The following is a 23888-nucleotide window of genomic DNA, read 5'->3' as shown; positions in this document are numbered from 1 at the left end:
TAATTGTTTTTTCGTCAGCGAAATTTTCTATATAAATGTGATCTCGATCACCCTGTTCACACGCTGTTAATTTTATGTGTCAAAAAGGCTATCAAGGCCTTACAGCATCAAGAATTATCCCCTTTATGCCCGTAGATATGTCCGGGTATTTTTCAGAATGCAGGCCATATCACTGCTTAACACCTTTTACAGCAGAACATATCGCCACATGGCGATTTTTTCCCCTTACTGACAGTGAAAAAAACCAGTTTCAACGCAACGGTAAAATTTAACGCTAAATAACATTTGGGTTTCTGGCGCATTATAGGGCAAGAGTTAAATGTAACAGACTATTACAAACACCTTGCCAGATGGGTCAGGATAGTGAACATTACCCGCCGTTTCCCCTCCCACTATAACTATAAAGCGGATGGACTACGGTCATCACGCTGTGAACACCCCCGTTAATATGGGATGTAAAAAAAGAGGTATATGTGTCTACTGCAAACAATAAACCAGCTGAAGAGAGCGTAAGTCTTAACGCTTTCAAACAACCGAAATCGTTCTATCTCATTTTCTCTATTGAGCTGTGGGAGCGTTTTGGTTACTACGGTCTGCAAGGGATCATGGCGGTTTACCTGGTTAAACAACTGGGTATGTCCGAAGCCGATTCCATCACGCTGTTCTCTTCCTTCAGTGCTCTGGTGTACGGTCTGGTCGCGATTGGCGGCTGGCTGGGCGATAAAGTGCTGGGTACCAAACGTGTCATCCTGCTGGGCGCCATCGTTCTGGCTATCGGTTATGGTCTGGTGGCATGGTCCGGTCACGATGCCGGCGTGGTGTATATGGGTATGGCGACCATCGCGGTCGGTAACGGCCTGTTCAAAGCGAACCCGTCTTCCCTGCTTTCTACCTGCTATAAGAAAGATGACCCACGTCTGGACGGTGCATTTACCATGTACTACATGTCCATCAACATCGGTTCCTTCTTCTCTATGCTGGCAACCCCGTGGCTGGCCGCAAAATTCGGCTGGAGCGTGGCGTTTGCCCTGAGCTTCGTCGGTATGCTGATCACCGTGGTGAACTTCCTGTTCTGCCGCAGCTGGGTTAAAGACTACGGTTCAAAACCTGACTTTGCCCCGGTGCAGAAAGGCAAACTGCTGGCAACTATCGTCGGTGTTGTGGTGCTGGTTGCTATTGCGACCTGGCTGCTGCACAACCAGGGTATCGCCCGTGCGGTGCTGGGCGTGGTTGCGCTGGGTATCGTCTGCATCTTCGCGAAAGAAGCTTTCTCTATGCAGGGCGCAGCGCGCCGTAAGATGATCGTTGCCTTCATCCTGATGGTTGAAGCCATTGTCTTCTTCGTGCTCTACAGCCAGATGCCGACTTCTCTGAACTTCTTCGCGATCCGTAACGTTGAGCACTCTATCCTGGGTATCGCGTTCGAACCTGAGCAGTTCCAGGCCCTGAACCCGTTCTGGATCATGATTGGTAGCCCGATTCTGGCTGCTATCTACAACAAGATGGGCGACCGCCTGCCAATGCCGCACAAGTTTGCTGTCGGTATGGTGCTGTGCTCTGGTGCGTTCCTCGTGCTGCCGCTGGGTGCGAAGTTCGCCAGCGACGCGGGTATCGTCTCCGTTAACTGGCTGATCCTGAGCTACGCGCTGCAGTCTATCGGTGAGCTGATGATCTCCGGTCTGGGCCTCGCGATGGTTGCACAGCTGGTTCCACAGCGTCTGATGGGCTTCATCATGGGTAGCTGGTTCCTGACCACTGCCGGTGCTGCCATCATCGCCGGTAAAATCGCGAACCTGATGGCCGTGCCATCTGACGTGACCGATCCGCTGCAGTCCCTGCATGTCTACGGCGACGTGTTCCTGCAGATTGGTATCGCCACCGCGGTCATCGCTGCGCTGATGATGCTGACTGCGCCGAAACTGAACCGCATGACTCAGGACGACGACACTACCGCTAAAGCGAGCAAAACCGCCACCGCGTAATGTCATCGGGAAACGACTGAACGGAAGCCGCTAACTGTGCGTTAGCGGCTTTTTTTTTACCTTGTGGCGCACTAACATAGAGTAAACCTACGTAAACAGGAGTGACCGATGAAACTGTTCTATAAACCAGGCGCCTGCTCCCTTGCCTCCCACATTACGCTGCGCGAGAGCGGTAAAGACTTCACCCTTAACGGTGTTGATCTGATGAAAAAGCGTCTGGAAAACGGCGATGATTTTTTCGCGGTGAATCCTAAAGGCCAGGTTCCGGCCCTGCTGCTGGAAGACGGTACCCTGCTGACCGAAGGGGTTGCCATCATGCAATACCTCGCCGACAGCGTGGCAGACCGCCAGCTGCTGGCCCCTACCGGCAGCATTGCCCGCTATAAGACCATCGAGTGGATGAACTACATCGCCACCGAACTGCACAAGGGCTTTACCCCGCTGTTCCGCCCGGATACTCCGGAAGAGTACAAGCCGACCGTCCGCGCCCTGCTGGAGAAAAAGCTGCAGTACGTCAACGAATCACTGAAAGATGAGCAGTGGATCTGCGGTCAGCGCTTTACCATCGCCGATGCGTATCTGTTTACCGTCCTGCGCTGGGCACGCGCCGTGAAGCTGAACATGGAAGGGTTAAGCCATATTGACGCTTATATGCAGCGTATGGCGGAGCGTCCTGCCGTGGCGGCAGCGCTGGAAGCGGAAGGGTTGAAGTAAGAGGATTTTTTTTGCCCGGCGGCGCTTCGCTTGCCGGGCCTGGAGATTCCGTAGGCCGGGTTAGCGAAGCGCCACCCGGCTTTTTTTATCAGAGCTGGGTCGCGCTAAAGACGTGTTCTGGCTTCGCGATACGCTCCTGGGCGGCCACCACCTGCAGTTCGTACTCCTGCATCTCTTTGGTGGCGATCATAATCTCATACACCGCCGCCGTGACGTGCTCCAGCGCATCACGCACCGTTGCACCCTGCAGCAGTTTCACCAGCAGCAGACCGCTGGTGACATCGCCTACGCCTACCGGCTGGCGGCTGCCGAAGTCCACCAGCGGACGACTGATGTGCCAGGCTTCATCTTTGGTCACCAGCAGCATCTCAAAGCGATCCGGGCTTAATCCGGCGCGGGCCAGATGCTTCACCAGCACGATCTCAGGCCCCATCGCAATCAGTTCGCGGGACGCCGCCACGGCCTCTTCCACGCTGTTCACCGGGTGCTCGCAGAGGATCTCCAGCTCGATCAGGTTCGGGGCGATAATGTCGCTGGCCGGTAAGGCGTGACGCACGTGGAACTCCGCCACGCCCGGCGCCACGATACAGCCCTTTTCCGGATGGCCCATCACCGGGTCACAGAAGTATTTCGCCGCCGGATTCGCCGCCTTCACCTGGCGGACAATACCGAGAATATGCTCGCCCTGCTCTGCAGAACCCAGGTAGCCGCTCAGCACGGCATCGCAGGTTTTCAGTTTGTCGATATCGGCGATGCCCTGAACAATCTCCGTAAGATGGGCGGGCGGCATCACGCAACCGGTCCACTTGCCGTATTGCGTATGGTTGGAAAACTGAACGGTGTTTAACGGCCAGACGTTGGCCCCGAGACGACGCATCGGAAATTCAGCGGCGCTGTTGCCAGCATGCCCAAAGACAACGTGGGACTGGATGGCGAGGATATTCTTCATGTTCTTACCACAACCCTGAAAAAATAAAGGGGCGTGGTTTCCCACGCCCCTGTGCTTTTATGATTATTTCCAGCAAACCAGACAGTAATTCTTCTTACCGCGACGCAGTAAGGTATAACGACCAAACAGGCGATCGCTGTCAGCGAAGATGTACTCCGGGTCAGACTGTTTTTCACCGTTGATGGTGATGGCGTTCGAGGCGATGGTTTTACGTGCCTGACCGCGGGACGGCTGCAGCTCAGAATCCACCAGGGCCTGCATCAGATCGGCGCCTTTGTCCATCTCAACCATCGGCACACCATCCTGCGCCAGCTGTTCGAAGTCTTCTTCGCTCAGATCGCTTAAGGTGCCGTTAAACAGGCTGGCAGTGATACGCTTCGCCGCTGCCAGGCCCTCTTCACCGTGAACCAGCTTCGTCACTTCATCTGCCAGCACGTACTGGGCGCGTGGGGCTTTGCCGCTGTTCTTGTCTTCTTCTTCCAGGGCATTGATCGCGTCGATGTCCATAAAGGTGAAGAACTTCAGGAAGCGATAGACGTCAGCATCCGCGGTGTTGATCCAGAACTGGTAGAACTTGTACGGGCTGGTTTTCTTCGGATCGAGCCATACCGCGCCGCCTTCAGTTTTACCGAATTTGGTGCCGTCTGCTTTGGTGATCAGCGGAACGGTGAGACCAAAGACCTGGTTCTGGTGCAGACGACGGGTCAGATCGATCCCAGAGGTGATGTTACCCCACTGGTCAGAGCCGCCAATCTGCAGGGCAACGCCGTGCAGCTCGTTCAGGCAGGCGAAGTCATAACCCTGCAGCAGGTTGTAGGAGAACTCGGTAAAGGAGATGCCCTGATCGTCGCGGTTCAGACGCTGCTTCACCGCTTCTTTGTTGATCATCTGGTTAACTGAGAAGTGCTTGCCGATATCACGCAGGAAGGTCAGCACGTTCATGCCGCCAAACCAGTCGTAGTTGTTCGCAGCAATCGCTGAGTTCTCACCACAGTCGAAGTCGAGGAATGGGGCAACCTGTTTGCGGATTTTTGCCACCCACTCCTGCACGGTGTCTGCCGTATTCAGTTTACGCTCAGCGGCTTTGAAGCTCGGGTCGCCAATCAGACCCGTTGCGCCGCCGACCAGTGCCACAGGCTTATGGCCTGCCAGCTGGAAGCGTTTCAGGCATAACAAAGGAACCAGATGCCCCAAATGCAAGCTGTCAGCGGTAGGATCGAAGCCGCAATAGAGCGCGATCGGGCCTTGCGCCAGTCGCTCTGCTAACGCTTCCTCGTCCGTCACCTGGGCTACCAGCCCCCGCTCTTGCAATTGTTTAATCAAGTTACTGCTTGCCATCAAATTCTCCATGTATAAAACGACTGCACCTTTGCCGGTACACGACTTTTCGCCAGACGCGAAAGGTACATAGAATAAAGCGCTGACACCCGTTGTACCAGCGCTTAAGAGAACAAATTTCGGGGATTAAGGTGCCAGACGATCGATTTTCCAGGCATCGTTATCGCGCTGGTATAAAAAGCGGTCGTGGAGTCGATGTTCACCGCCCTGCCAGAACTCCATCTGCTGGACCTGGACGCGGAAACCGCCCCAGAAGCTCGGCAGCGGCACTTCGCCCTGCTGGAATTTCTGTTTCAGCTCGAGGAACTTGCTTTCCAGCACGCCGCGGGCAGAGATGCGGCTCGACTGTTTAGAGACCCAGGCGCCAATCTGGCTGTCGCGCGGGCGGCTGTGGAAATACTTCACCACCTCAAGCGTGGAGAGACGCTCAACGGTGCCGGTGACCATCACCTGACGCTCCAGCATATGCCACGGGAAGAGCAGACTGATTCGCGGGTTGTGTTCGAGGTGCTGCGCTTTGCGGCTGCCGAGGTTGGTGTAGAACACCAGTCCTTTATCGTCGTAATGCTTGAGCAGGACAATGCGCTGGTAGGGTTGACCCTTTTCATCGACGGTGGCGACCACCATCGCGGTCGGATCGGCCAGTTTTGCTTCACAGGCCTGTTTCAGCCAGTGTTCAAACAGCACCAGCGGCTCGGCGGGGAGATCCTGGCGACGCAGGCCGCCTTTGGTGTATTCGCGCCGGAGGTGCGCGATTTTCTGCAATTCATCGTTATCTGACATGGCGTTAGCTGACGTTGACAATGGGTGACGCTATTGTGCGCCGCCCCCTGCAAAATCTCAACGCTTCGGATTTTCGATCTGACAATTGTTCAGCACGATGCGATCGCGCTTGTAAACCGTCGCACTGTCGCCTTTCGACCAGAAGACATACACGCCGTCGCTGTAGCGGGTACCGGAGGCCGACATTCCCTGCTTCAGCGTCAGCAGCTTATTGTCATAGACGAAGCTGACTTCCTGGCGCGGATTATTGAGCTTAACGGTGAGCGGTTTTTCTTCACACTGATAGGCCAGGGTGTCGGTTTGCATGCGCTCGACGAACTGGTTGTAGACGCTACAGCTCGCCAGCAGGAAGGGGGTAAAAGCAAGAAGCAGTTTTTTCATGGGTAAATTCCGAAGACTTTTGGGTCCCGGAGGGCGCGAACGCCCTCCCGTTTTTTTCGGTATTTTTACCCACGGCGTGCTTAAGCGAAATTCGGTTAACTCTGATTTTGCCGCGGATTCGCTGGAAAAACAGCACCTAAGACGCTGGCTTCACGGGCACCGGTCACTGAGGGTAAGTTCCCCGGCAGGCCCGCCACCGTGCGCCACGCCAGCCAGGCGAAGGCCAGCGCTTCCATATCGTCACCGCTGATCCCCGCCTTGTCGGTGGTGGTCACTTCCGTACCCGGCAGCAGACCGGCGAGGCGCGTCATCACCAGTGGGTTACGACCGCCGCCGCCGCACACCAGCAGACGCTCGCAGCCGCCGCTGAGCAACACCTGTTCCGACACCGAAACGGCAGTGAGCTCCGCCAGCGTGGCCTGTACGTCCTCAGGAGCCAGGCCCGGGAAGTTCGCCAACTGACGTTCGAGCCAGCCGTAGTTGAAGTATTCGCGGCCGGTGCTTTTCGGCGCCGGTGCGGCAAAATAGGGATCGCACAGCATGCTTTGCAGCAGCGGGATAATGACCTTGCCACTGCAGGCCCACTGGGCATCTTTATCGTAGGGTTTGCCCGCCTGACGCCAGATCCAGGCGTCCATCAGCATATTGCCCGGCCCGGTGTCGAAACCGCGCACCGGCTGGCCGGGGATCAATAAGGAGAGATTGGCGATGCCGCCGATGTTCAGCACCATGCGGCGCTCCGTCGGATGCGCCAGCAGCGCATGGTGGAACGCGGGAACCAGCGGCGCGCCCTGCCCGCCAAGCGCGATGTCGCGGCGGCGGAAATCCCCTACCACCGTGACGCCGGTTTTGGCGACGATCTGGTTGTTATCGCCAATCTGCAGGGTATGAGGGGCCTCGCCGCCCGGCTCATGCCAGACCGTTTGCCCGTGACAGCCGATCGCCACGACATCCTGAGGGCGCAGGTTTTCCTGATCCATCAACGCCTGCACGGCATCACCGAACAGGCGTCCCAGCTGCGTATCCAGCTGCCCCAGCTGCGACAGCGTCAGCTGTTGGCCCTGACAGATATTCAGGATCGCTTGTTTCATGTGCTGAGGAATAGGCCAGCTGAGGCTTGCCTGCTGCGCCACCATATTCTCATCTATTGCCGCAAGAACGACATCCACACCATCCAGACTGGTTCCTGACATTACGCCAATGTAGCGACCCGATTTCATCCGTTTTCCTTTATCCGTATGGGCTGATGACTCACTCCACCATAAACCGATTATCAATGCTACGGCGGACTAATACTTTTTAACAATAGCTGGCGCCGGGCATCATTCCAGGAATTATCCGCATCGCCCGCAGGGTGATATCGTCGCTTGTATAGCTATGGTTGATTGAGTTTCGAGTATCATTCTGATTGTGTTTGAGCAAAGATAGGATTTATGGCTATTGATGCCATATAATTTAGCCATAACGGATGCTCAAAGAGCGTTTTTGGTGAACAGGAGATTCAAATGATTTTACGTGTACTGGCCGTTTCGTTAGTTGGATTTACTCTGGCTGGCTGTGTGAACGACAGTTCCCTTTCCGGGGATGTGTACAGTGCCTCTGAGGCGAAACAGGTTCAGAATGTCACTTATGGCACCATCGTGAACACGCGCCCGGTACAGATTCAGGGCGGTGACGAGAACAACGTGATCGGCGCACTGGGTGGTGCGGTACTGGGTGGTTTCCTCGGTAACACCGTCGGTGGCGGCACAGGCCGTTCTCTGGCAACCGCTGCGGGTGCCGTAGCCGGTGGTGTTGCAGGTCAGGGCGTCCAGGGTGCGATGAACAAATCCCAGGGCGTTGAGCTGGAGATCCGCAAGGACGACGGCAGCACCATTATGGTGGTCCAGAAGCAGGGCAACACCCGATTCGCGGCAGGTCAACGCGTAGTCCTGGCCAGCAACGGCAGCCAGGTTACCGTTTCTCCGCGTTAATAACGTTATGGACGTGGTCTCCTGACCACGTCCGTTCTCTTTTAGTAGCACTCACGTGAATATATTCACTTAATACATTCACCGCACTTATATTTAATACTTCCATCTCTTGTTCCTGCGCAAAGTATTACACCTGCGCATATGAGACTATTCGCAAATCCTTCGATATTTTTAATTTTAAAGTTATATATGCTTGCGATAAATCATTATATTAAGAACAAGTATGTTCAGTTCTTTGTGGGCTGTTTTATTGTCATCGGGATCTTACATTCTCTGTTTAATGAACTGGTGGAAAAGATCCCCTCGTTTTCACCGCTTTTGTTTCCCATGCTCACCATCTTTTTACTGGTATTCCACCTTTTTATTGCCAGTTTTATGGCGATGAAATACTGGTGTGACAGGATGCGGTTATATCTGATGGCCTTTTCATTCGCCTTCGCCGGTTCGGCTCTGCTGATGGTGGGCACTCTTTCCAGTTACCCGGCCTGGCTGGATCTGTATCAGTTTGACGTCGTTAACTACAACGACGCCATGATCTACTTTACGTTCCGCCATCTGCTGATGGCCGTGCTGTTTATCGTCTCGGCCGTGCTTTTCGCTCTCCGCAACCGTTCGCTGTCACGCACTTTCCATGTAGCAGTCATTTCCGGGATGTTTATTTTCACGGCTCTGATATTGATCCTGGCCTGGCTCTATTCCAGCAACTCGCCTTTATTAACATTAGACCTGGTTGACAATGAAACCCGGCAATATATGTTGCTGTGGAAAAAGCCAACGAACATCACGCTTATTGCGCTCTGGGTTATTTCATTAGCAACCCTGATGAGTATTACGCGGGTGCGTAACCTGTTCTGGATTGGCGGTAACTTCTTATGTATCTGTTATATCGCCACGCTTGCGATGCTGTTTTTAGGTGGGCACGCGGAAGATCTCTCCTGGTATCGCGCCCGGTTATTTGAAGCCGTCGCCACGCTGCTGATTATTTTCGTTCTGCTGTATGACGTCTTTAATCTTTATCGCGAGTCGCATCTGAAGTATCAGCAGTCTTATCAGAACTCCATTCGCGATCCGCTGACGCGGCTTTATAATCGCAGCTATTTTTATGACACCCTCAATCACGCCCTGCGCACGGTAAAACCGACGGAGCCGGTCTCGGTTATCGTCAGCGATCTCGATCGTTTTAAGCGCATCAACGACTGCTACGGGCATCTGCAGGGAGATAAGGTGTTGCAGTTTGTCGCCCAGCTGCTGATGGATTCGGTTCGGCCACAGGACGTTGCGGCACGCATCGGCGGAGAGGAGTTTGTCCTGCTGTTAACCCATACGCCTCCCGAGGCGGCACGCCAGGTGGCAGAGCGGATCCGCTTAAAACTGAGCGGCTTTGATAAAGCCAGTACCGACGGGCAGCTTCCCGAGCCCATCACCATCAGTATGGGGGTGTTTACCGCCACGTCGAAAATCAGCGCTGAAGAGTGCGTCGGGTGCGCAGACAAGGCGATGTACGAGGCGAAAGAGACCGGGCGTAACCGGGTGGTGGTGTTTGGGTAAAGAAAAAGCCTTGCATCAGCAAGGCTTTTTTAAAGGTCAGTCGCGGGACTGTAGCTCATTGATATTGTGCTCGAGCCGGGCAACCAGCGCGATCAGCAGTTCCAGTTCAGCAGGTGAGATCCCACTGAGGATTTCACCGCGCGTTTTGCTGATGACCGCCTCCATCTCTGTGATGATGGGGGTCGCTTTTTCAGTGAGTTTAATCCGCTTGGCACGACGATCGCTGGCACAGGTCTGGCGTGAAATCAGCCCCTTCTCTTCCAGTTGATCGAGCGTACGTACCAGTGAAGGCTGCTCGATGCCTATCGCTTTTGCCAGTTGGATCTGTGACTGGTCGGGCGGCAGCTGATGAATGTTATGCAGCGTGACCCAATGCGTCTGTGTCAATTCCAGAGGTTTCAGGCGATGGTCAATCAGAGCACGCCAGATGCGTACTAACCTGGCCAGATCAGAACCTAATGGCGATTCCAATTTCATCTCCTTATAATTAGCTTGCTAAGTTATTATACTGATTTTAGAATAGTGTGCAGCATTTATATTGCCAAAACAAATGCAATACTGCATTCAACCTTGACGACAGTCTGTTTTACACTTTGTTATGACGCCCCAGCGCGTTATGCGGCCGCGCTTTTTGGCCACTACCCCATTTGCAAAGGAACCGGCACGTGAATTTCACGCTTAACGCCACGGGGTTACCGCTTCAGGATCTGATAGTGGGTGCCTCGGTTTACTTTCCTCCCCTGTTTAAAGCGGTGATGCTGGGTTTTGTTCTCTGGCTTGTCACCCACCGCTTGCTGCGCGACTGGATCTATTCCGGTGAAATCTGGCATCCCATGCTGATGGATCTTTCACTGTTTGTCCTGGCAGTATGCCTGGGACTGGTTCTGTTGATTGTGTGGTGACTAACATTATGAAAACAATTAAGTATTTTTCATCATTACTGGTTCTGGCCCTGGCGCTGATCGCCGGCTGGTGGCTCTGGAACTATTACATGCAGTCACCCTGGACCCGGGACGGAAAAGTGCGCGCCGAACAGGTCAGCGTAACGCCCCAGGTCTCCGGCACCATTACCACTCTTGAGATTAAAGATAATCAGTTTGTGCATGTGGGTGAGGTGCTGTTTCAGATTGATGAGACGCCTTACCATATTGCGGTGCTGAACGCCGAAGCCCAGCTGGCAAAAGCCCAGTCCGACCTGGCAAAAGCCAATAACGAAGCCAACCGTCGCCGCCATCTGTCGCAAAAGTATATCTCCGCAGAAGATCTGGATACCGCCAACATTAACGTCAAGGCGATGCAGGCCAGCGTGGCGGTAGCCGAAGCAACCCTCAAACAGGCCCAGTGGCAGCTGACCCAGACGGTGGTTAAAGCCCCGGTAGACGGCTGGGTGACCAATCTCTCCACCCGCGTGGGCGATTATGCCACCACCGGCCAGCCGGTGTTTGCTCTGGTCGATAGCCACTCCTTTTACGTGGTGGGCTATTTCGAAGAGACCAAGCTCCGGCATATCCGTGAAGGTGCGCCAGCGCAGATTGTCCTCTACAGCGGTTCGCAAAGGTTACAGGGTCACGTATCCAGTATCGGTCGCGCCATCTACGATCAGAGCGTGGAGACCGACTCTGGCCTGGTGCCGGACGTTAAGCCTAATATCCCGTGGGTGCGGCTGGCGCAGCGCATCCCGGTGCGCATCGCTTTTGACCAGCTGCCAGCGGACCTGACCCTGGTCTCCGGCACCACCTGCACCGTTTCCATCGGCACCGCGCCGTGAACTGGCACAACCTGCCGTGGCTTAAAGCGTCCCCGGCGCAGTGGCGCTATGCCCTGCGCAACGGGATAGCGATGTGCCTGGCCCTGACCGTCGCCTACTGTCTCAACCTGGATGAACCCTACTGGGCGATGACCTCGGCGGCGGTGGTCAGCTTCCCGACCGTGGGCGGCGTAATCAGTAAAAGTCTCGGCCGCGTGGCGGGCAGCCTGCTTGGCGCAACGGCGGCGCTGATTATTGCCGGGCATACCCTCAATGACCCGTGGCTGTTTCTGTTCAGCATGGCGGCCTGGCTCGCCGTCTGTACCTGGGCCTGCGCCCATTTCACCAACAACGTCGCCTACGCCTTCCAGCTTGCCGGTTATACCGCGGCGATCATCGCCTTCCCGGTCATCGACATCCTCGACACCACCCAGCTGTGGGATATCGCCCAGGCCCGGGTGTGCGAAGTTATTATCGGTATTCTCAGCGGCGGGGTGATGATGATGATCCTCCCCAGCACCTCCGACGGCACCGCCCTGATTACCGCGCTGAAAACCATGCACAGCAGGCTTCTGGAGCACGCCAGCCTGCTGTGGCAGCCCGAGAGCAACGATGCCATTCGCCTGGCCCATGAGAAGGTGATCGCCCAGATCCTGACCATGAACCTGCTGCGCATTCAGGCCTTCTGGAGCCACTACCGTTTTCGCCGCCAGAATGCCCTGCTCAACTATCTTCTTCACCAGCAGTTGCGGATGACCAGCGCCATCTCAAGCCTGCGCCGCATGCTATTGAACTGGCCCAACCCGCCCGCCCACACCCGGGAGGTCATCGACCAGCTGCTCGCCGCCCTTGCCCGGCCAGAGTCCGACTTCTATACCGTGGCGCGGATTATCGCCCCGCTCAGGCCGGAAAATAGCGCCGATTACCGCCATCGCGCCTTCTGGCAGCGGTTGATTTACTTTAGCCGCCTCTATTTGCGCAGCAGCCGCTGGATTAAAGCTGTAGAAACGGCCACCCCGATTACCGAGTTTGCGGTGCCCCGCAGTCCGGCGCTGGCACGCCATACCGATAATCTTGAAGCGCTGTGGAGCGGCTTTCGCACCTTCTGCGCCCTGAGTCTGGTGGGGGCCTGGACCATTGCCGCCCAGTGGGATGCCGGGGGAGCGGCTCTGACCCTGGCGGCGATCAGCAGCGTGCTCTATTCGGTGGCGGCCTCGCCTTTTAACTCGCTCACCCTGCTGCTGCGTACCCTGGTTCTGCTGTCGCTGTTCAGCTTTGTGGTTAAGTTTGGCCTGATGGTGCAGATCTCGGATCTGTGGTTGTTCCTGCTGTTTCTGTTCCCGCTCCTGACCACCATGCAGCTGCTGAAGCAGCAGATGCCCGCCATGGCCGGTCTGTGGGGTCAGCTGATTGTGTTTATGGGGTCATTTATTTCGGTGACCAACCCGCCGGTGTATGACTTTGCCGATTTCCTCAATGACGATCTGGCAAAAATTCTGGGCGTGGGGCTGACGTGGCTGGCCTTTGCGGTGCTGCGCCCGGGATCGGACGCGCGGAAAAGCCGTCGTCACATCCGGGAGCTGCGGCGGGGATTTGTCGATCAGCTCAGCCGCAGGCCGCGGCTGAGCGAGAATGGATACGAATCGCTGGTCTATCACCATGTGAACCAGCTGAACAGCAGCCAGGATGCGCTCGCGCGACGCTGGCTGCTGCGCTGGGGCGTGGTATTGCTCAACTGCAGCCACGTGGTCTGGCAGCTTCGCGACTGGGAGACCCGCTCAGATCCGCTCTCCCGGGTGCGAGACATCGCGGTATCGCTGCTGCGTGACATCATGAGCGAGCGCGGCGTCCAGCAGCGACCTCTCGCCACCACCCTGGACGAGCTTCAGCGCATCTGTGATGCCCTGTCCCATCATCCGCAACCGGCCGGGCAGGAGCTGGCAGCCCTGATCTGGCGACTGCACTGCTCGCTATCCCAGCTGGAACAGGCGCCCGCGCCGGGCACCCTGAGCGATCAGATCACCCCGCAGGCGTAACGCGCCCCGCCACCGCCAAGCGGTTTTGGCTGATCCGACATATTATCGCCGCCGATGTGGATCATCAGTGCCTTGCCCTTCACCTCATCCAGCTTTTTGAGGCGCGGGGCGACGACCGGGTCGGTGGCTTTACCGTCGTTATTCACCACCAGCGCGGGGAGATCGCCTAAGTGGCCCATGCCCTCCGGCCCTTCATGTTTACCGGTGTTATGAGGATCGAGGTGGCCGCCTGCGGCCTCAGCGGCGGAGGGTTTGCCGTCTTTCATAGCGGGTTCGCAGGAACCTTTGGCGTGGACGTGATAACCGTGTTCCCCCGGCGGGAGGGCTTTGAGATCCGGGGAAAACTCCAGCCCTTTATCGGTTTCGGTGATTTTCACCGTCCCGATGGACTGGCCGATCCCCTGAGAGGTGACGAGGTTCATCTTGACTTCTTCGCTGGCGGCCTGCGCACCTGCGCACACCACCAGCGTTAACACTGCCAGAGTAAATCGCTTCATATGACCTCCTTGGTTATTTTTTGCCCCTTAAGTTTATACCAGGGGCAAGGTTTTAACCGGAAAGTCAGATAAATAGAGAATTACGGCACGTCGTAACCCAGCGCGGCTTTACGGATGCGGAACCACTGCTGACGGGTCATGTTCAGCTGCTCTGCCGCCAGCGCCGAACGCACGCGCTCGATTTTGCCGGAACCGATGATCGGCAGCGGCTGGGATGGCAGGCGTAAAATCCACGCGTACACTACCTGCTCGATGGTTTCGGCGTTCAGCTCCTGAGCCACCTGCGCCAGCTCATCGCGCAGCGGCTGGAAGGATTCATCGTTGAACAGACGTCCACCGCCGAGGCAGGACCAGGCCATCGGGCGGATGCGCAGCTGCTGCAGCTGATCGAGGGTGCCGTCCAGCAGCAGCGGCTGATAAACCGGCGAAATCTCAACCTGGTTGGTCGCGAGCGTAAACGGCAGACGCGACTGCAGCAGCGCGAACTGGGCCGGGGTAAAGTTAGAAACGCCAAAGTGGCGCACCTTGCCGCTCTGATGCAGGGCGAGGAAGGCTTCAGCAACCTCATCGGCATCCATCAGCGGGTCGGGACGGTGGATCAGTAGCAGGTCAAGGTAATCGGTCGCCAGATGGGTGAGAGACTGCTCGGCGCTGCGAACAATGTGGTCGCGGTCGGTAATATAGTGGCCGAGGGCATGCTCTGCCTTCGCGGTGGTGGCGATCCCGCACTTGGTGACGATCTCCATCCGCTGGCGCAGCGCCGGGGAGAGCTTCATCGCCTCGCCGAAGGCCGCTTCACACTGGTAACCGCCATAAATATCGGCGTGATCGACGGTAGTGATCCCCAGATCCAGATGCTCTTCAATAAAGCTGACCAGCTGTTGGGCGGACATGTTCCAGTCCATCAAACGCCAGTAGCCCATCACAAAACGGGAAAACTCCGGGCCCTGCGGGGCAAGGGTAATACGCTGAACCATAGTTATTTCCTTTAAAAAAATCTGCGGAGAGTATACGCGTTTACGGGGCTAAAACAGTGAGGGCTGCTGCGGTTCTTCGGCTTCGGGGGGCTTGTTTGTGCGCAATTTGCGCAAAAGACGCTGGCGGCACAGGCGCAGGATCTCCTGTTTCTGGGCGTCGCTCATGGACTGCCAGTTAAAGCGCTCTTCCCGGCTGCGCATACAGCCGCGACAAAATCCGCGCTCATCCGACTGGCAGATACCCCGGCACGGGCTCTGGACAGGAAAGAACTCCAGTTGTTCAGCCACACGTACCTCCCCGGACCCAAGATTTAGTAAAGTGAAGACCTTAAGCCGGGGTTACGCAAGAGGTCAACCACAGAATTGTGGCATTAAGGTTTCACTAATCTTCGCTCTTTATACTCGCCTCATCAAAATAATCCCTGGTTTTAATGATGATGCTGACCCTCAAAAAGTTACAGTGTAACGATACGAAATTTACGCTGGGCTGCGCACTCCTGTTTACCCTGTTAAACGCCCTCTTTATTCACCGCAGCTGGCAGGTGATCTCCCCGGCCCGGCTGCATGATTTTCTTTTCGCCCTTACCGTGCCGCTGGTGCTGTTCTGCGGCTGGGTTATCGTTTTCAGCATTCTGAACATCCCGTTGATCCGCAAACCGCTGCTGGTGGTGCTCACCCTCGGCTGCGCGGCGGCGACCTGGTTTATGTTTACCTACGGGGCGGTGATTGACCAGAATATGATGGTCAACGTCTTCGAGACCAACTCCCAGGAAGCGACGGCGCTGATCACGCCTCAGCTGCTGCTGTGGCTGGCCGTCGCCGGTCTGGTGCCTGCCGTCGTGCTGGCGATGATCCGCATCCGTCCGGGTAAGTGGTGGCAGACGCTGTTGATGCGCGTGGCGGCTATCCTCGCAAGCCTGGTGGTGATTATTCTGGTGGCGGCGGTCTTCTATAAAGACTACGCCTCGCTGTTTCGCAATAACAAAGGCATCGTCAAAATGGTGACGCCAGCCAACTACGTCAGCGCCATCGCCAAGTACAGCAAGGCGCGCTGGTTCGCGGGCGACCAGACCTTAATCCGTCTCGGTGAAGACGCGCGTAAAGGCCCGGTGCTGATGGCGCAGCAGAAAAAGACCGTGCTGGTGCTGGTGGTCGGTGAAGCCTCCAGGGCGGAAAACTACTCCCTTAACGGCTATGGTCGCGATACCAATCCTGAACTTGAAAAGCAGAACGTGATTAACTTCCCGCAGGCCTCCTCCTGCGGTACCGAAACCGCCGTCTCCGTGCCCTGCATGTTCTCGGGCATGCCGCGCAAAAAATACGATGCCGACCTTGCCCATCATCAGGAAGGGCTGCTGGATGTGCTGGGCCACGCCGGGGTCAACCTGCTGTGGCGTGATAACGACGGCGGCTGTAAAGGTGCCTGTAATCGCATCCCGCACACCGATATGACGCAGTGGAAGCTGGATCAGTTCTGTAAGGACAAATCCTGCATTGACGACGTTAACCTTTATCGGCTGAACGACACCCTTGATGGCCTGAAGCAGGATACGGTGCTGGTGATCCACCTGATGGGCAGCCACGGTCCGGCCTACTACGAGCGCTATCCGGAGCAGTACCGCAAATTCACCCCGACCTGCGACACCAACCAGATCCAGGACTGCGATCATCAGGCGCTGATAAACACCTATGACAACACCATTCTGTACACCGACAGCGTGCTGAGTAAAACTATCGACGCCCTGAAAGCGCGTCAGGCGACGATGAATACGGCGCTGGTCTATCTCTCGGATCACGGCGAATCGCTGGGGGAAAACGGACTCTATCTGCACGGCACGCCGTACATGCTGGCCCCGGAACAACAGACGCACATTCCGTTTATGTTCTGGCTGTCGCAGGATTATAAAAAGAACTTTGGCGTGGACGAGCAGTGCCTGCGCGACCAGGCGGCGAAAGAGGCGGTGTCGCAGGACAACCTCTTCTCCACGGTGCTGGGGATGATGAATATCCAGACCTCGGTTTATCAGCCGCAAATGGATCTGCTTACCCACTGTCGTCGAACATAAGGCTTGCATTAGACCGATTGGTCTACTACATTGACGGCATGAACAAGCATACTGAACACGATACACGCGAACATCTCCTTGCGACCGGCGAGCGTCTTTGCATGCACCGCGGGTTTACCGGGATGGGTCTGAGCGAGTTGCTGAAAACCGCCGATGTGCCGAAGGGGTCGTTTTATCACTACTTCCGCTCCAAAGAGGCGTTTGGCGTGGCCCTGCTGGAGCGCCACTATGCGGGCTACCATCAGCGTCTGGCCAGCCATTTCGCCAGCGGCAAGGGCAACTGTCGCGATCGTGTTCTGGCTTATTATCAGGAGACGCTGACCCAGTTCTGCGCGCAGGGCATTATCAGCGGCTGTCTGACGGTAAAACTCTCTGCCGAAGTGTGCGATCTCTCTGAAGATATGCGCACGGAGATGGATAAAGGGGCCACGGGTGTCATCACCCTGCTGGCGCAGGCGCTGGCGAAGGGGCGGGAAGAAAAATCCCTGACCTTCATCGGTGAACCGGTCACCCAGGCGCAGGTGCTTTATTCCCTGTGGCTGGGCGCCAACCTGCAGGCCAAAATGTCCCGCAGCGCGCTGCCGCTGGAGAGCGCGCTGGATCATGTTAAAAACATCATTGCTACGCCTGGCAATTAACAGGCGTTTTTATTTATCGAATCACTAGACGACCGGTCTACTCAGGAGTCACTATGTCAGCCGAAAAATTATTCACCCCGCTCAAAGTGGGCGTGATCGAAGCACCCAACCGTGTCTTTATGGCCCCCCTCACCCGTCTGCGCAGCATTGAGCCGGGCGATATCCCGACCCCGCTGATGGGTGAATACTATCGTCAGCGCGTCAGCGCGGGCCTGATCATCTCCGAAGCCACGCAGATCTCTGCCCAGGCCAAAGGCTATGCTGGCGCACCTGGTCTGCACAGCCCTGAGCAGATCGCCGCCTGGAAGAAAATTACCGACGGCGTACATGCCGAAGATGGCCGCATCGCGGTGCAGCTGTGGCACACCGGCCGCATCTCCCACAGCAGCCTTCAGCCTGGCGGTCAGGCGCCGGTGTCTGCCTCTGCCCTGAACGCCGGTACCCGCACCTCCCTGCGTGACGAAAACGGCAATGCGACCCGTGCGGATACTACCACCCCGCGCGCACTGGAGCTGGACGAAATCCCGGGGATCGTTAACGATTTCCGCCAGGCGGTAGCCAATGCCCGCGAAGCCGGTTTCGACCTGGTTGAGCTGCACTCTGCCCACGGCTATCTGCTGCACCAGTTCCTGTCGCCGTCTTCTAACCAGCGTAACGACCAGTACGGCGGCAGCGTTGAAAACCGCGCCCGTCTGGTGCTGGAAGTGGTTGATGCCGTCTCAAAAGAGTGGAGCGCAGATCGCATCGGGATCCGCGTCTCGCCGATTGGCTCTTTCCAGAACGTGGACAACGGCCCGAACGAAGAAGCCGACGCCCTGTACCTGATCGAAGAGCTGGCCAAACGCGGCATCGCCTATCTGCACATGTCCGAGCCGGACTGGGCCGGTGGCGAACCTTACTCGGATGTGTTCCGCCAGAAAGTACGTGACCGCTTCCCGGGTGTGATCATTGGTGCGGGCGCGTACACGCCGGAGAAAGCCGAAGATCTGATCAACAAAGGGCTGATTGATGCCGTGGCCTTTGGTCGCGCCTACATCGCCAACCCGGATCTGGTGGCCCGCCTGAAGCACAAAGCCGAGCTGAACCCGCAGCGTCCGGAGAGCTTCTACGGTGGCGGCGCAGAAGGTTATACCGATTATCCCTCTTTATAATCCCTTCATTGATAGCGGCGGCGATTCGCCGCTATACTAAAACATCGTTTCTGTTCAAGATGATAAAAAGCTAAGAGGATAATATGCGCCTACTTCACACCATGCTGCGCGTTGGCGATCTGCAACGTTCCATCGAGTTTTACACCAACGTGCTGGGCATGTCCCTGCTGCGCACCAGCGAAAACCCGGAGTACAAATACTCCCTCGCCTTCGTGGGTTACGGCGAAGAGAGCGAAGAAGCGGTTATCGAACTCACCTACAACTGGGGTGTGGATAGCTACGAGCTGGGTACCGCCTACGGTCACATTGCGCTGGAAGTGGATAACGCCGCAGAAGCCTGCGAGCGCATTCGCAGCAACGGCGGCAACGTCACCCGTGAAGCGGGTCCGGTTAAGGGCGGCACCACGGTGATTGCCTTCGTTGAAGATCCGGACGGTTACAAAATCGAACTGATTGAAGCCAAAGACGCCGGTCGCGGTCTGGGCAACTGATTGTAACGGGCGCGCAATGCGCCCGTTGTTTTACTGCATCTCATTGCGAAATTTGCCATAATGCGCACTGCTTTTTTCCCCTTGTAAGAGATCCAGATGTCCGATAACGCTCAACTTACCGGTCTGTGCGACCGTTTTCGTGGTTTTTATCCTGTTGTGATAGATGTCGAAACCGCTGGATTTAATGCCAAAACCGATGCGCTGCTGGAAATTGCCGCCATCACGTTGAAAATGGATGAACAGGGCAATTTGCTGCAGGACTCCACGCTGCACTTCCACGTCGAACCTTTCGAAGGGGCGAACCTGCAGCCTGAGGCGCTGGCGTTTAATGGCATCGATCCCCATAACCCGCTGCGTGGGGCAGTGAGTGAATATGACGCGCTGCATGCCATCTTCAAAATGGTGCGCAAGGGAATGAAAGACCAGAACTGTAACCGCGCGATCATGGTGGCGCACAATGCTACCTTCGATCACAGTTTTATGATGGCTGCCGCCGAGCGCGCGTCGCTCAAGCGCAACCCGTTCCACCCGTTTGTGACCTTCGATACCGCCGCCTTAAGCGGACTGGCGCTGGGGCAGACCGTCCTCTCTAAAGCCTGTATTACCGCCGGTATCGATTTTGACGGTACCCAGGCGCATTCGGCGCTTTATGACACCGAGCGGACGGCGGAGCTGTTTTGTGAAATCGTTAACCGCTGGAAACGCCTCGGCGGCTGGCCGCTGCCGGACGCCGAGAACAACGCATAAAAAAAGCGACCTCAGGGTCGCTTTTTTATTTACCGGGACGCGGAATTATTCGGCGCCTGGCTCTTCTGATTTGTATTTCGCAGCCGTCTCTTTGATCAGCTGTTGCAGTTCGCCACGCTGATACATCTCAATCAGGATGTCGCAACCGCCAACCAGTTCACCGTCAACCCACAGCTGCGGGAAGGTCGGCCAGTTAGCGTATTTTGGCAGCTCAGCGCGGATATCCGGGTTCTGCAGAATATCAACGTAAGCAAAACGTTCGCCACAGGCAGACAGCGCCTGGACCGCCTGAGCGGAGAAACCACAGCTTGGCAGTTTCGGAGAACCTTTCATGTACAGCAGGATCGGGTTTTCAGCGATTTGTTGCTGAATTTTTTCAATAGTAGTGCTCATGTTTTGCTTCCTTTTACTTCTGTTACGGCAATAGTCTGACATTGTAGCGTTTCAGGCCGACTACGGAAAATAACATTTTCGTCACCTTTATGATTTTACCGCGCGTCCTTTAAAGATGCATTCACAACATACCTTATCGCGAGATTAGCTGCGGTTTTGCACAGCTAATGTACAGAATGCCCCTGTGAAATTCTGATATTTTTGCACTTGCTAACGAAACACAGTTTTAGATGCAAAAAGTTTATTAACGTCGGGCCTTTTTATAGATTAGAATCGACGAGTTTTGTAAATCATACGCAGGGTTATTTATATCCTGCGATTACCAGGGGAATGCCCAGTGGCGCGAATAAATAAATTCTCGATCACGCTCTGTGCTTTGCTGTTTTCATCTCTCACCTTCACGCCGGTGGCAAACGCCTCAGAGCAGGCGCGGCCTTCTGCCGCCCATAAAACGCATCTGGCGAAAGCCACCGAACCTAAGAAAAAAAGCAGCACCAGCAAAACCAGCAAAAAAGAGAGCACGAAAAAAAGCACTACCAGCAAAAAGAGCAGCAGCAAAAAAAGTAGCCTCGCTAAAACACAGCCAGCCACCTCCAGCAAGAAAAGCAAAAATTCCTCCCGCAGCGCCACCCGCACCACGCAAACCGCCTCCCGCGCTGTGACAGAAAAATGCACCACCCGTAAAGGACGCAAAACGCAGTGCGTCAAAACCAGCAAAACCACGACCCTTGCTGAAGCGCATAAAGTCCGGGTGCAAAAGGCGCAAAAAACGGCGTTAAATAAACTAATGGGCCAGATTGGTAAACCCTATCGCTGGGGCGGTTCCTCGCCGCGTACCGGTTTCGACTGCAGCGGCCTGGTTTATTACGCCTATAAAGACCTGGTTAAATTCCGTATTCCGCGCACCGCGAACGAAATGTACCACCTGCGTGACGCCTCTCCGGTCGATCGCGGTGAGCTCGAAAGTGGCGATCTGGTCTTCTTCCGCACCCGGGGTCGCGGCACCGCCGACCACGTGGGCGTTTACGTGGGCAACGGCAAATTTATCCAGTCCCCGCGTACCGGTCAGGACATTCAGATCACCTCCCTGAGCGAAGACTACTGGCAGCGCCATTACGTCGGCGCGCGCCGCGTGATGAAAGCCAACACCCTGCGTTAATCTCCCCTACCCCGCTGGCCCGCCAGCGGGGTAAGTTCCTCTTTTGCATACCCTTTCAATTTGCTACTCTACCCTTACATTCAATATGGTTATTGAATGGATCACTATAATAAGGAGAGAAGCAATGTCGTTTGAATTACCTGCATTACCGTATGCAAAAGACGCCCTGGCCCCGCATATTTCTGCGGAGACCCTGGAATACCACTACGGCAAACACCACCAGACCTACGTCACCAACCTGAACAACCTGATCGCCGGCACCGCCTTTGAAGGGAAAACCCTGGAAGAGATCGTGCGCAGCTCCGAGGGCGGCGTATTCAACAACGCCGCGCAGGTGTGGAACCACACCTTCTACTGGCACTGCCTGGCACCACAGGCCGGTGGCGAACCGACGGGTGAACTGGCAGACGCTATCGCCACCAGCTTCGGCAGCTTTGCAGAGTTTAAGGCGAAGTTTACCGACGCGGCGGTGAAGAACTTTGGCGCAGGCTGGACCTGGCTGGTGAAAGAGGCGGACAGCAAACTGGCCATCGTTTCCACGTCCAACGCGGGCACGCCGTTGACCAGCAACGCCACCCCGCTGTTAACGGTGGATGTGTGGGAGCACGCTTACTACATCGATTACCGCAATGCGCGCCCGAACTATCTTGAGCACTTCTGGGCGCTGGTAAACTGGGCGTTTGTTGCGAAGAACTTCGCGGCATAACGAAAAAAGCAGAAGGCCCGGCCTTCTGCTTTTCTGTTTTATTCGGTAGCGCATACCGGCTGAGGTTGTTTTCGGTCGGCGGTCAGCACCAGCAGAAGCCCCAGCGCCGCAATGATGGCCCCCATCACCGGAACAAAGCTGTAACCCAGTCCGCCCGAGATCACCGCCCCACCGGCAGCAGCCCCCAATGCATTCCCGAGGTTAAACGCCCCGATATTCACGGAAGAGGATAACCCCGGCGCATCGCTCGCTACACGCATCACGCGCATCTGCAGCGGCGGTACTACCGCAAAGGTCGCCATTCCCCACACCACCATCGCAAATGCCGCGCCCGCTTCGTTACGCGCCAGCCACGGGATCGCCAGCATGATGACGATCAGCAGCAGCAAAAAGCCCTTCAGGGTGCCACTCACGGAGCGGTCCGCCAGCTTGCCGCCGAGGAAGTTGCCAAGCGAGAAACCGACGCCAATCAGCACCAGCATCGCGGTGACAAAGGCGGGCGTGGCGTTGTTAATGTCATGCAGGACCGGTGCAATGTAGGTGTAGAGCGTAAACATCGCCCCGGCACCGAGCACGGTAGTCAGCAAGGCCGAGAGTACCTGCGGGCGCATCAGCACCGCCAGCTCTTTGCGCACTTCCGGCTTTTCGCCCGCCCCGCCCGCTGGCAGGGAGAAGAACAGCGCGATCATCGAGACCACGCCGAGCAGCGCGGTTGCGAGGAATGACATGCGCCAGCCGATCGCTTCGCCCATCCAGGTCGCGGCAGGAACGCCGCCGATGTTGGCGATGGTCAGCCCCATAAACATGGTTGCCACGGCGCTGGCCTGTTTGTGCTTCGGCACCACGCTTGCGGCCACCACCGACCCGAGGCCAAAGAAGGCGCCGTGGTTGAGGCTGGTCAGAATGCGCGACAGCAGCAGGGTGGTGTAATCCGGGGAGAGCGCCGAGAGAACATTACCGACGGTAAAGATCGCCATCAGGAAGATCAGGGCGTTACGGCGACCGCGGTGCGACAGCAGCAGGGTCATCAGCGGCGCCCCCACCATCACGCCGATGGCGTAGGCGCTGATCAGCATGCCTGCCGCGGGTATAGAAACATCCACACCCCGGGCAATCACCGGTAACAGCCCCATCGGGGAAAACTCGGTGGTGCCGATACCAAACGCACCAATGGCCAGGGCCAGCAGCGGAAAATTGATTCTCATACTTCAACTCCAGACACCGTGTCGTCAGGCGACACAGAACAATGAAGGCGAAAGCATGACATCAATCACAAAAAATGAGAAGTTAACAATTTGGCAAAAGATTTTTGCAGGGAGCGTAACAATAAAGGAAGGGAGACGAGGGAGCCTTGACTCCCTCGCGAAGATCAGTGCAGCGCAGCAGTCAGACCGCTTGCTACGATCAGACCCAGAACAATAATGGTGGTAACCAGCGAAAACTTAAGATCGGTACTCATCAATTTTTCTCCTTTTAATCACCCCATGAAGAGTGAGCTTGCTCATTTTTGCACAGTTCAGGGTAAAAATCTTGCGGGAATTAGGTTGATATCCATTTTTACTCTTCCCCTTTTGGTCAAGATCAGACAAAATTCCACGCTAAATTTATTAGC

The 23888-nt window shown here is 56.1% G+C and carries 26 protein-coding genes; 14 read left to right on the top strand and 12 right to left on the bottom strand.

What is annotated here, in order from left to right; all coding sequences use genetic code 11:
• The first annotated feature begins 473 nt into the window (after positions 1 to 473).
• A complete protein-coding gene (gene dtpA, locus ACOYA6_RS05585) occupies positions 474 to 1982 on the top strand; it encodes a dipeptide/tripeptide permease DtpA (RefSeq protein ID WP_039029159.1) in 1509 nt (502 codons plus the stop codon).
• A 108-nt stretch (positions 1983 to 2090) separates the two neighbouring features.
• A complete protein-coding gene (gene gstA / locus ACOYA6_RS05580; RefSeq protein WP_039029158.1) occupies positions 2091 to 2696 on the top strand; it encodes a glutathione transferase GstA in 606 nt (201 codons plus the stop codon).
• Positions 2697 to 2784: 88 nt separating this feature from the next.
• Here gstA and pdxY read toward each other — a convergent pair whose 3' ends face one another.
• The 5 genes from pdxY to anmK all read right to left on the bottom strand — a co-directional run bounded on the left by pdxY (position 2785) and on the right by anmK (position 7367).
• Positions 2785 to 3645: a pyridoxal kinase PdxY gene (gene pdxY / locus ACOYA6_RS05575; protein WP_422654198.1), complete on the bottom strand. Its 861-nt coding sequence runs from the start codon at positions 3643 to 3645 to the stop codon at positions 2785 to 2787.
• Between the two features lie 63 nt (positions 3646 to 3708).
• Positions 3709 to 4983, bottom strand: a complete 1275-nt coding sequence (tyrS, locus tag ACOYA6_RS05570; RefSeq protein WP_422654197.1) for a tyrosine--tRNA ligase — start codon at positions 4981 to 4983, stop codon at positions 3709 to 3711.
• Between the two features lie 126 nt (positions 4984 to 5109).
• A complete protein-coding gene (gene pdxH, locus ACOYA6_RS05565) occupies positions 5110 to 5766 on the bottom strand; it encodes a pyridoxamine 5'-phosphate oxidase (protein WP_039029155.1) in 657 nt (218 codons plus the stop codon).
• Between the two features lie 57 nt (positions 5767 to 5823).
• Positions 5824 to 6147, bottom strand: coding sequence for a C-type lysozyme inhibitor (gene mliC, locus ACOYA6_RS05560; RefSeq protein ID WP_039029154.1), 324 nt, complete (start codon positions 6145 to 6147; stop codon positions 5824 to 5826).
• A gap of 95 nt (positions 6148 to 6242) precedes the next feature.
• Positions 6243 to 7367 (bottom strand): anhydro-N-acetylmuramic acid kinase, encoded by a 1125-nt coding sequence (gene anmK / locus ACOYA6_RS05555; RefSeq protein ID WP_139564884.1) that lies wholly within the window; start codon positions 7365 to 7367, stop codon positions 6243 to 6245.
• 285 nt (positions 7368 to 7652) lie between these two features.
• On the opposite strand from anmK, the gene slyB reads away from it, so the two are divergent.
• Entirely contained in the window at positions 7653 to 8120 is a 468-nt protein-coding gene (gene slyB / locus ACOYA6_RS05550; protein ID WP_039029152.1) for an outer membrane lipoprotein SlyB, read from the top strand.
• Between the two features lie 189 nt (positions 8121 to 8309).
• Positions 8310 to 9668 (top strand): MASE4 domain-containing protein, encoded by a 1359-nt coding sequence (locus ACOYA6_RS05545; protein WP_422654196.1) that lies wholly within the window; start codon positions 8310 to 8312, stop codon positions 9666 to 9668.
• Positions 9669 to 9704: 36 nt separating this feature from the next.
• Here the strand turns inward: ACOYA6_RS05545 and slyA are convergent, their stop codons facing one another.
• Entirely contained in the window at positions 9705 to 10145 is a 441-nt protein-coding gene (slyA, locus tag ACOYA6_RS05540; protein WP_138368835.1) for a transcriptional regulator SlyA, read from the bottom strand.
• A gap of 188 nt (positions 10146 to 10333) precedes the next feature.
• On the opposite strand from slyA, the gene ACOYA6_RS05535 reads away from it, so the two are divergent.
• The 3 genes from ACOYA6_RS05535 to ACOYA6_RS05525 are packed head-to-tail and all read left to right on the top strand — an operon-like array spanning position 10334 to position 13451.
• Complete coding sequence (locus tag ACOYA6_RS05535; RefSeq protein ID WP_039029149.1) at positions 10334 to 10570, top strand: DUF1656 domain-containing protein; 237 nt, start codon at positions 10334 to 10336, stop codon at positions 10568 to 10570.
• Between the two features lie 8 nt (positions 10571 to 10578).
• Positions 10579 to 11436, top strand: coding sequence for an efflux RND transporter periplasmic adaptor subunit (locus ACOYA6_RS05530; protein ID WP_422654195.1), 858 nt, complete (start codon positions 10579 to 10581; stop codon positions 11434 to 11436).
• Positions 11433 to 13451: an FUSC family protein gene (locus ACOYA6_RS05525; RefSeq protein WP_422654194.1), complete on the top strand. Its 2019-nt coding sequence runs from the start codon at positions 11433 to 11435 to the stop codon at positions 13449 to 13451. The genes ACOYA6_RS05530 and ACOYA6_RS05525 overlap by 4 nt, the downstream gene beginning before the upstream one ends.
• Here ACOYA6_RS05525 and sodC read toward each other — a convergent pair.
• The 3 genes from sodC to ACOYA6_RS05510 form a co-directional block, all read right to left on the bottom strand.
• The gene (gene sodC / locus ACOYA6_RS05520) at positions 13430 to 13948 is read right to left on the bottom strand and encodes a superoxide dismutase [Cu-Zn] SodC (RefSeq protein WP_422654193.1); all 519 of its coding nucleotides are present in this window, start codon (positions 13946 to 13948) and stop codon (positions 13430 to 13432) included. The genes ACOYA6_RS05525 and sodC overlap by 22 nt on opposite strands.
• An 80-nt stretch (positions 13949 to 14028) precedes the next feature.
• A complete protein-coding gene (locus ACOYA6_RS05515; RefSeq protein WP_422654192.1) occupies positions 14029 to 14925 on the bottom strand; it encodes an aldo/keto reductase in 897 nt (298 codons plus the stop codon).
• A gap of 48 nt (positions 14926 to 14973) precedes the next feature.
• Entirely contained in the window at positions 14974 to 15213 is a 240-nt protein-coding gene (locus tag ACOYA6_RS05510; RefSeq protein WP_422654191.1) for a DUF1289 domain-containing protein, read from the bottom strand.
• A 149-nt stretch (positions 15214 to 15362) separates the two neighbouring features.
• Here ACOYA6_RS05510 and eptA point away from each other — a divergent pair, with 149 nt between their 5' ends.
• The 5 genes from eptA (at position 15363) to rnt (ending at position 20018) form a co-directional block, all read left to right on the top strand.
• Positions 15363 to 16991 (top strand): phosphoethanolamine transferase EptA, encoded by a 1629-nt coding sequence (gene eptA, locus ACOYA6_RS05505; protein ID WP_039029297.1) that lies wholly within the window; start codon positions 15363 to 15365, stop codon positions 16989 to 16991.
• 38 nt (positions 16992 to 17029) lie between these two features.
• The gene (locus ACOYA6_RS05500; RefSeq protein WP_422654190.1) at positions 17030 to 17629 is read left to right on the top strand and encodes a TetR/AcrR family transcriptional regulator; all 600 of its coding nucleotides are present in this window, start codon (positions 17030 to 17032) and stop codon (positions 17627 to 17629) included.
• A gap of 53 nt (positions 17630 to 17682) precedes the next feature.
• Positions 17683 to 18780, top strand: coding sequence for an alkene reductase (gene nemA, locus ACOYA6_RS05495; RefSeq protein ID WP_422654189.1), 1098 nt, complete (start codon positions 17683 to 17685; stop codon positions 18778 to 18780).
• A gap of 83 nt (positions 18781 to 18863) precedes the next feature.
• The gene (gene gloA / locus ACOYA6_RS05490) at positions 18864 to 19271 is read left to right on the top strand and encodes a lactoylglutathione lyase (RefSeq protein WP_138368830.1); all 408 of its coding nucleotides are present in this window, start codon (positions 18864 to 18866) and stop codon (positions 19269 to 19271) included.
• 96 nt (positions 19272 to 19367) lie between these two features.
• The gene (gene rnt / locus ACOYA6_RS05485; protein ID WP_138368829.1) at positions 19368 to 20018 is read left to right on the top strand and encodes a ribonuclease T; all 651 of its coding nucleotides are present in this window, start codon (positions 19368 to 19370) and stop codon (positions 20016 to 20018) included.
• Between the two features lie 45 nt (positions 20019 to 20063).
• Here rnt and grxD read toward each other — a convergent pair whose 3' ends face one another.
• Entirely contained in the window at positions 20064 to 20411 is a 348-nt protein-coding gene (grxD, locus tag ACOYA6_RS05480) for a monothiol glutaredoxin 4 (RefSeq protein WP_032617810.1), read from the bottom strand.
• A 337-nt stretch (positions 20412 to 20748) separates the two neighbouring features.
• Here grxD and ACOYA6_RS05475 point away from each other — a divergent pair, with 337 nt between their 5' ends.
• Both ACOYA6_RS05475 and sodB read left to right on the top strand, forming a co-directional pair.
• Complete coding sequence (locus ACOYA6_RS05475; protein ID WP_251931008.1) at positions 20749 to 21570, top strand: C40 family peptidase; 822 nt, start codon at positions 20749 to 20751, stop codon at positions 21568 to 21570.
• Positions 21571 to 21694: 124 nt separating this feature from the next.
• Positions 21695 to 22276 carry a superoxide dismutase [Fe] gene (sodB, locus tag ACOYA6_RS05470; RefSeq protein ID WP_422654188.1) on the top strand — a complete coding sequence of 194 codons (582 nt, stop codon included), beginning with the start codon at positions 21695 to 21697 and terminating at the stop codon, positions 22274 to 22276.
• A gap of 38 nt (positions 22277 to 22314) precedes the next feature.
• On the opposite strand, the gene ACOYA6_RS05465 is transcribed toward sodB, so the two are convergent.
• Together ACOYA6_RS05465 and cydH are read right to left on the bottom strand one after the other, a co-directional pair.
• Positions 22315 to 23481, bottom strand: coding sequence for an MFS transporter (locus ACOYA6_RS05465; protein ID WP_422654187.1), 1167 nt, complete (start codon positions 23479 to 23481; stop codon positions 22315 to 22317).
• 164 nt (positions 23482 to 23645) lie between these two features.
• On the bottom strand, positions 23646 to 23735 hold the full coding sequence (gene cydH, locus ACOYA6_RS05460; protein WP_072036634.1) for a cytochrome bd-I accessory subunit CydH: 90 nt from the start codon (positions 23733 to 23735) through the stop codon (positions 23646 to 23648).
• Positions 23736 to 23888 lie beyond the last annotated feature (153 nt).

Source organism: Leclercia barmai (assembly GCF_049312895.1).
Classification (GTDB): Bacteria; Pseudomonadota; Gammaproteobacteria; order Enterobacterales; family Enterobacteriaceae; genus Enterobacter; species Enterobacter barmai.
Note: the sequence above shows the minus strand (reverse complement) of the source record. Positions and strands in the feature narration are given on the sequence as shown.

Coding starts and splice junctions, on each gene's coding strand:
- gstA (WP_039029158.1), top strand. CDS start 2,091: ATGAAACTGTTCTATAAACCAGGCGCCTGCTCCCTTGCCTCCCACATT.
- pdxY (WP_422654198.1), bottom strand. CDS start 3,645: ATGAAGAATATCCTCGCCATCCAGTCCCACGTTGTCTTTGGGCATGCT.
- tyrS (WP_422654197.1), bottom strand. CDS start 4,983: ATGGCAAGCAGTAACTTGATTAAACAATTGCAAGAGCGGGGGCTGGTA.
- pdxH (WP_039029155.1), bottom strand. CDS start 5,766: ATGTCAGATAACGATGAATTGCAGAAAATCGCGCACCTCCGGCGCGAA.
- mliC (WP_039029154.1), bottom strand. CDS start 6,147: ATGAAAAAACTGCTTCTTGCTTTTACCCCCTTCCTGCTGGCGAGCTGT.
- anmK (WP_139564884.1), bottom strand. CDS start 7,367: ATGAAATCGGGTCGCTACATTGGCGTAATGTCAGGAACCAGTCTGGAT.
- slyB (WP_039029152.1), top strand. CDS start 7,653: ATGATTTTACGTGTACTGGCCGTTTCGTTAGTTGGATTTACTCTGGCT.
- ACOYA6_RS05545 (WP_422654196.1), top strand. CDS start 8,310: ATGCTTGCGATAAATCATTATATTAAGAACAAGTATGTTCAGTTCTTT.
- slyA (WP_138368835.1), bottom strand. CDS start 10,145: ATGAAATTGGAATCGCCATTAGGTTCTGATCTGGCCAGGTTAGTACGC.
- ACOYA6_RS05530 (WP_422654195.1), top strand. CDS start 10,579: ATGAAAACAATTAAGTATTTTTCATCATTACTGGTTCTGGCCCTGGCG.
- sodC (WP_422654193.1), bottom strand. CDS start 13,948: ATGAAGCGATTTACTCTGGCAGTGTTAACGCTGGTGGTGTGCGCAGGT.
- ACOYA6_RS05515 (WP_422654192.1), bottom strand. CDS start 14,925: ATGGTTCAGCGTATTACCCTTGCCCCGCAGGGCCCGGAGTTTTCCCGT.
- eptA (WP_039029297.1), top strand. CDS start 15,363: ATGCTGACCCTCAAAAAGTTACAGTGTAACGATACGAAATTTACGCTG.
- ACOYA6_RS05500 (WP_422654190.1), top strand. CDS start 17,030: ATGAACAAGCATACTGAACACGATACACGCGAACATCTCCTTGCGACC.
- nemA (WP_422654189.1), top strand. CDS start 17,683: ATGTCAGCCGAAAAATTATTCACCCCGCTCAAAGTGGGCGTGATCGAA.
- gloA (WP_138368830.1), top strand. CDS start 18,864: ATGCGCCTACTTCACACCATGCTGCGCGTTGGCGATCTGCAACGTTCC.
- rnt (WP_138368829.1), top strand. CDS start 19,368: ATGTCCGATAACGCTCAACTTACCGGTCTGTGCGACCGTTTTCGTGGT.
- grxD (WP_032617810.1), bottom strand. CDS start 20,411: ATGAGCACTACTATTGAAAAAATTCAGCAACAAATCGCTGAAAACCCG.
- sodB (WP_422654188.1), top strand. CDS start 21,695: ATGTCGTTTGAATTACCTGCATTACCGTATGCAAAAGACGCCCTGGCC.
- ACOYA6_RS05465 (WP_422654187.1), bottom strand. CDS start 23,481: ATGAGAATCAATTTTCCGCTGCTGGCCCTGGCCATTGGTGCGTTTGGT.
- cydH (WP_072036634.1), bottom strand. CDS start 23,735: ATGAGTACCGATCTTAAGTTTTCGCTGGTTACCACCATTATTGTTCTG.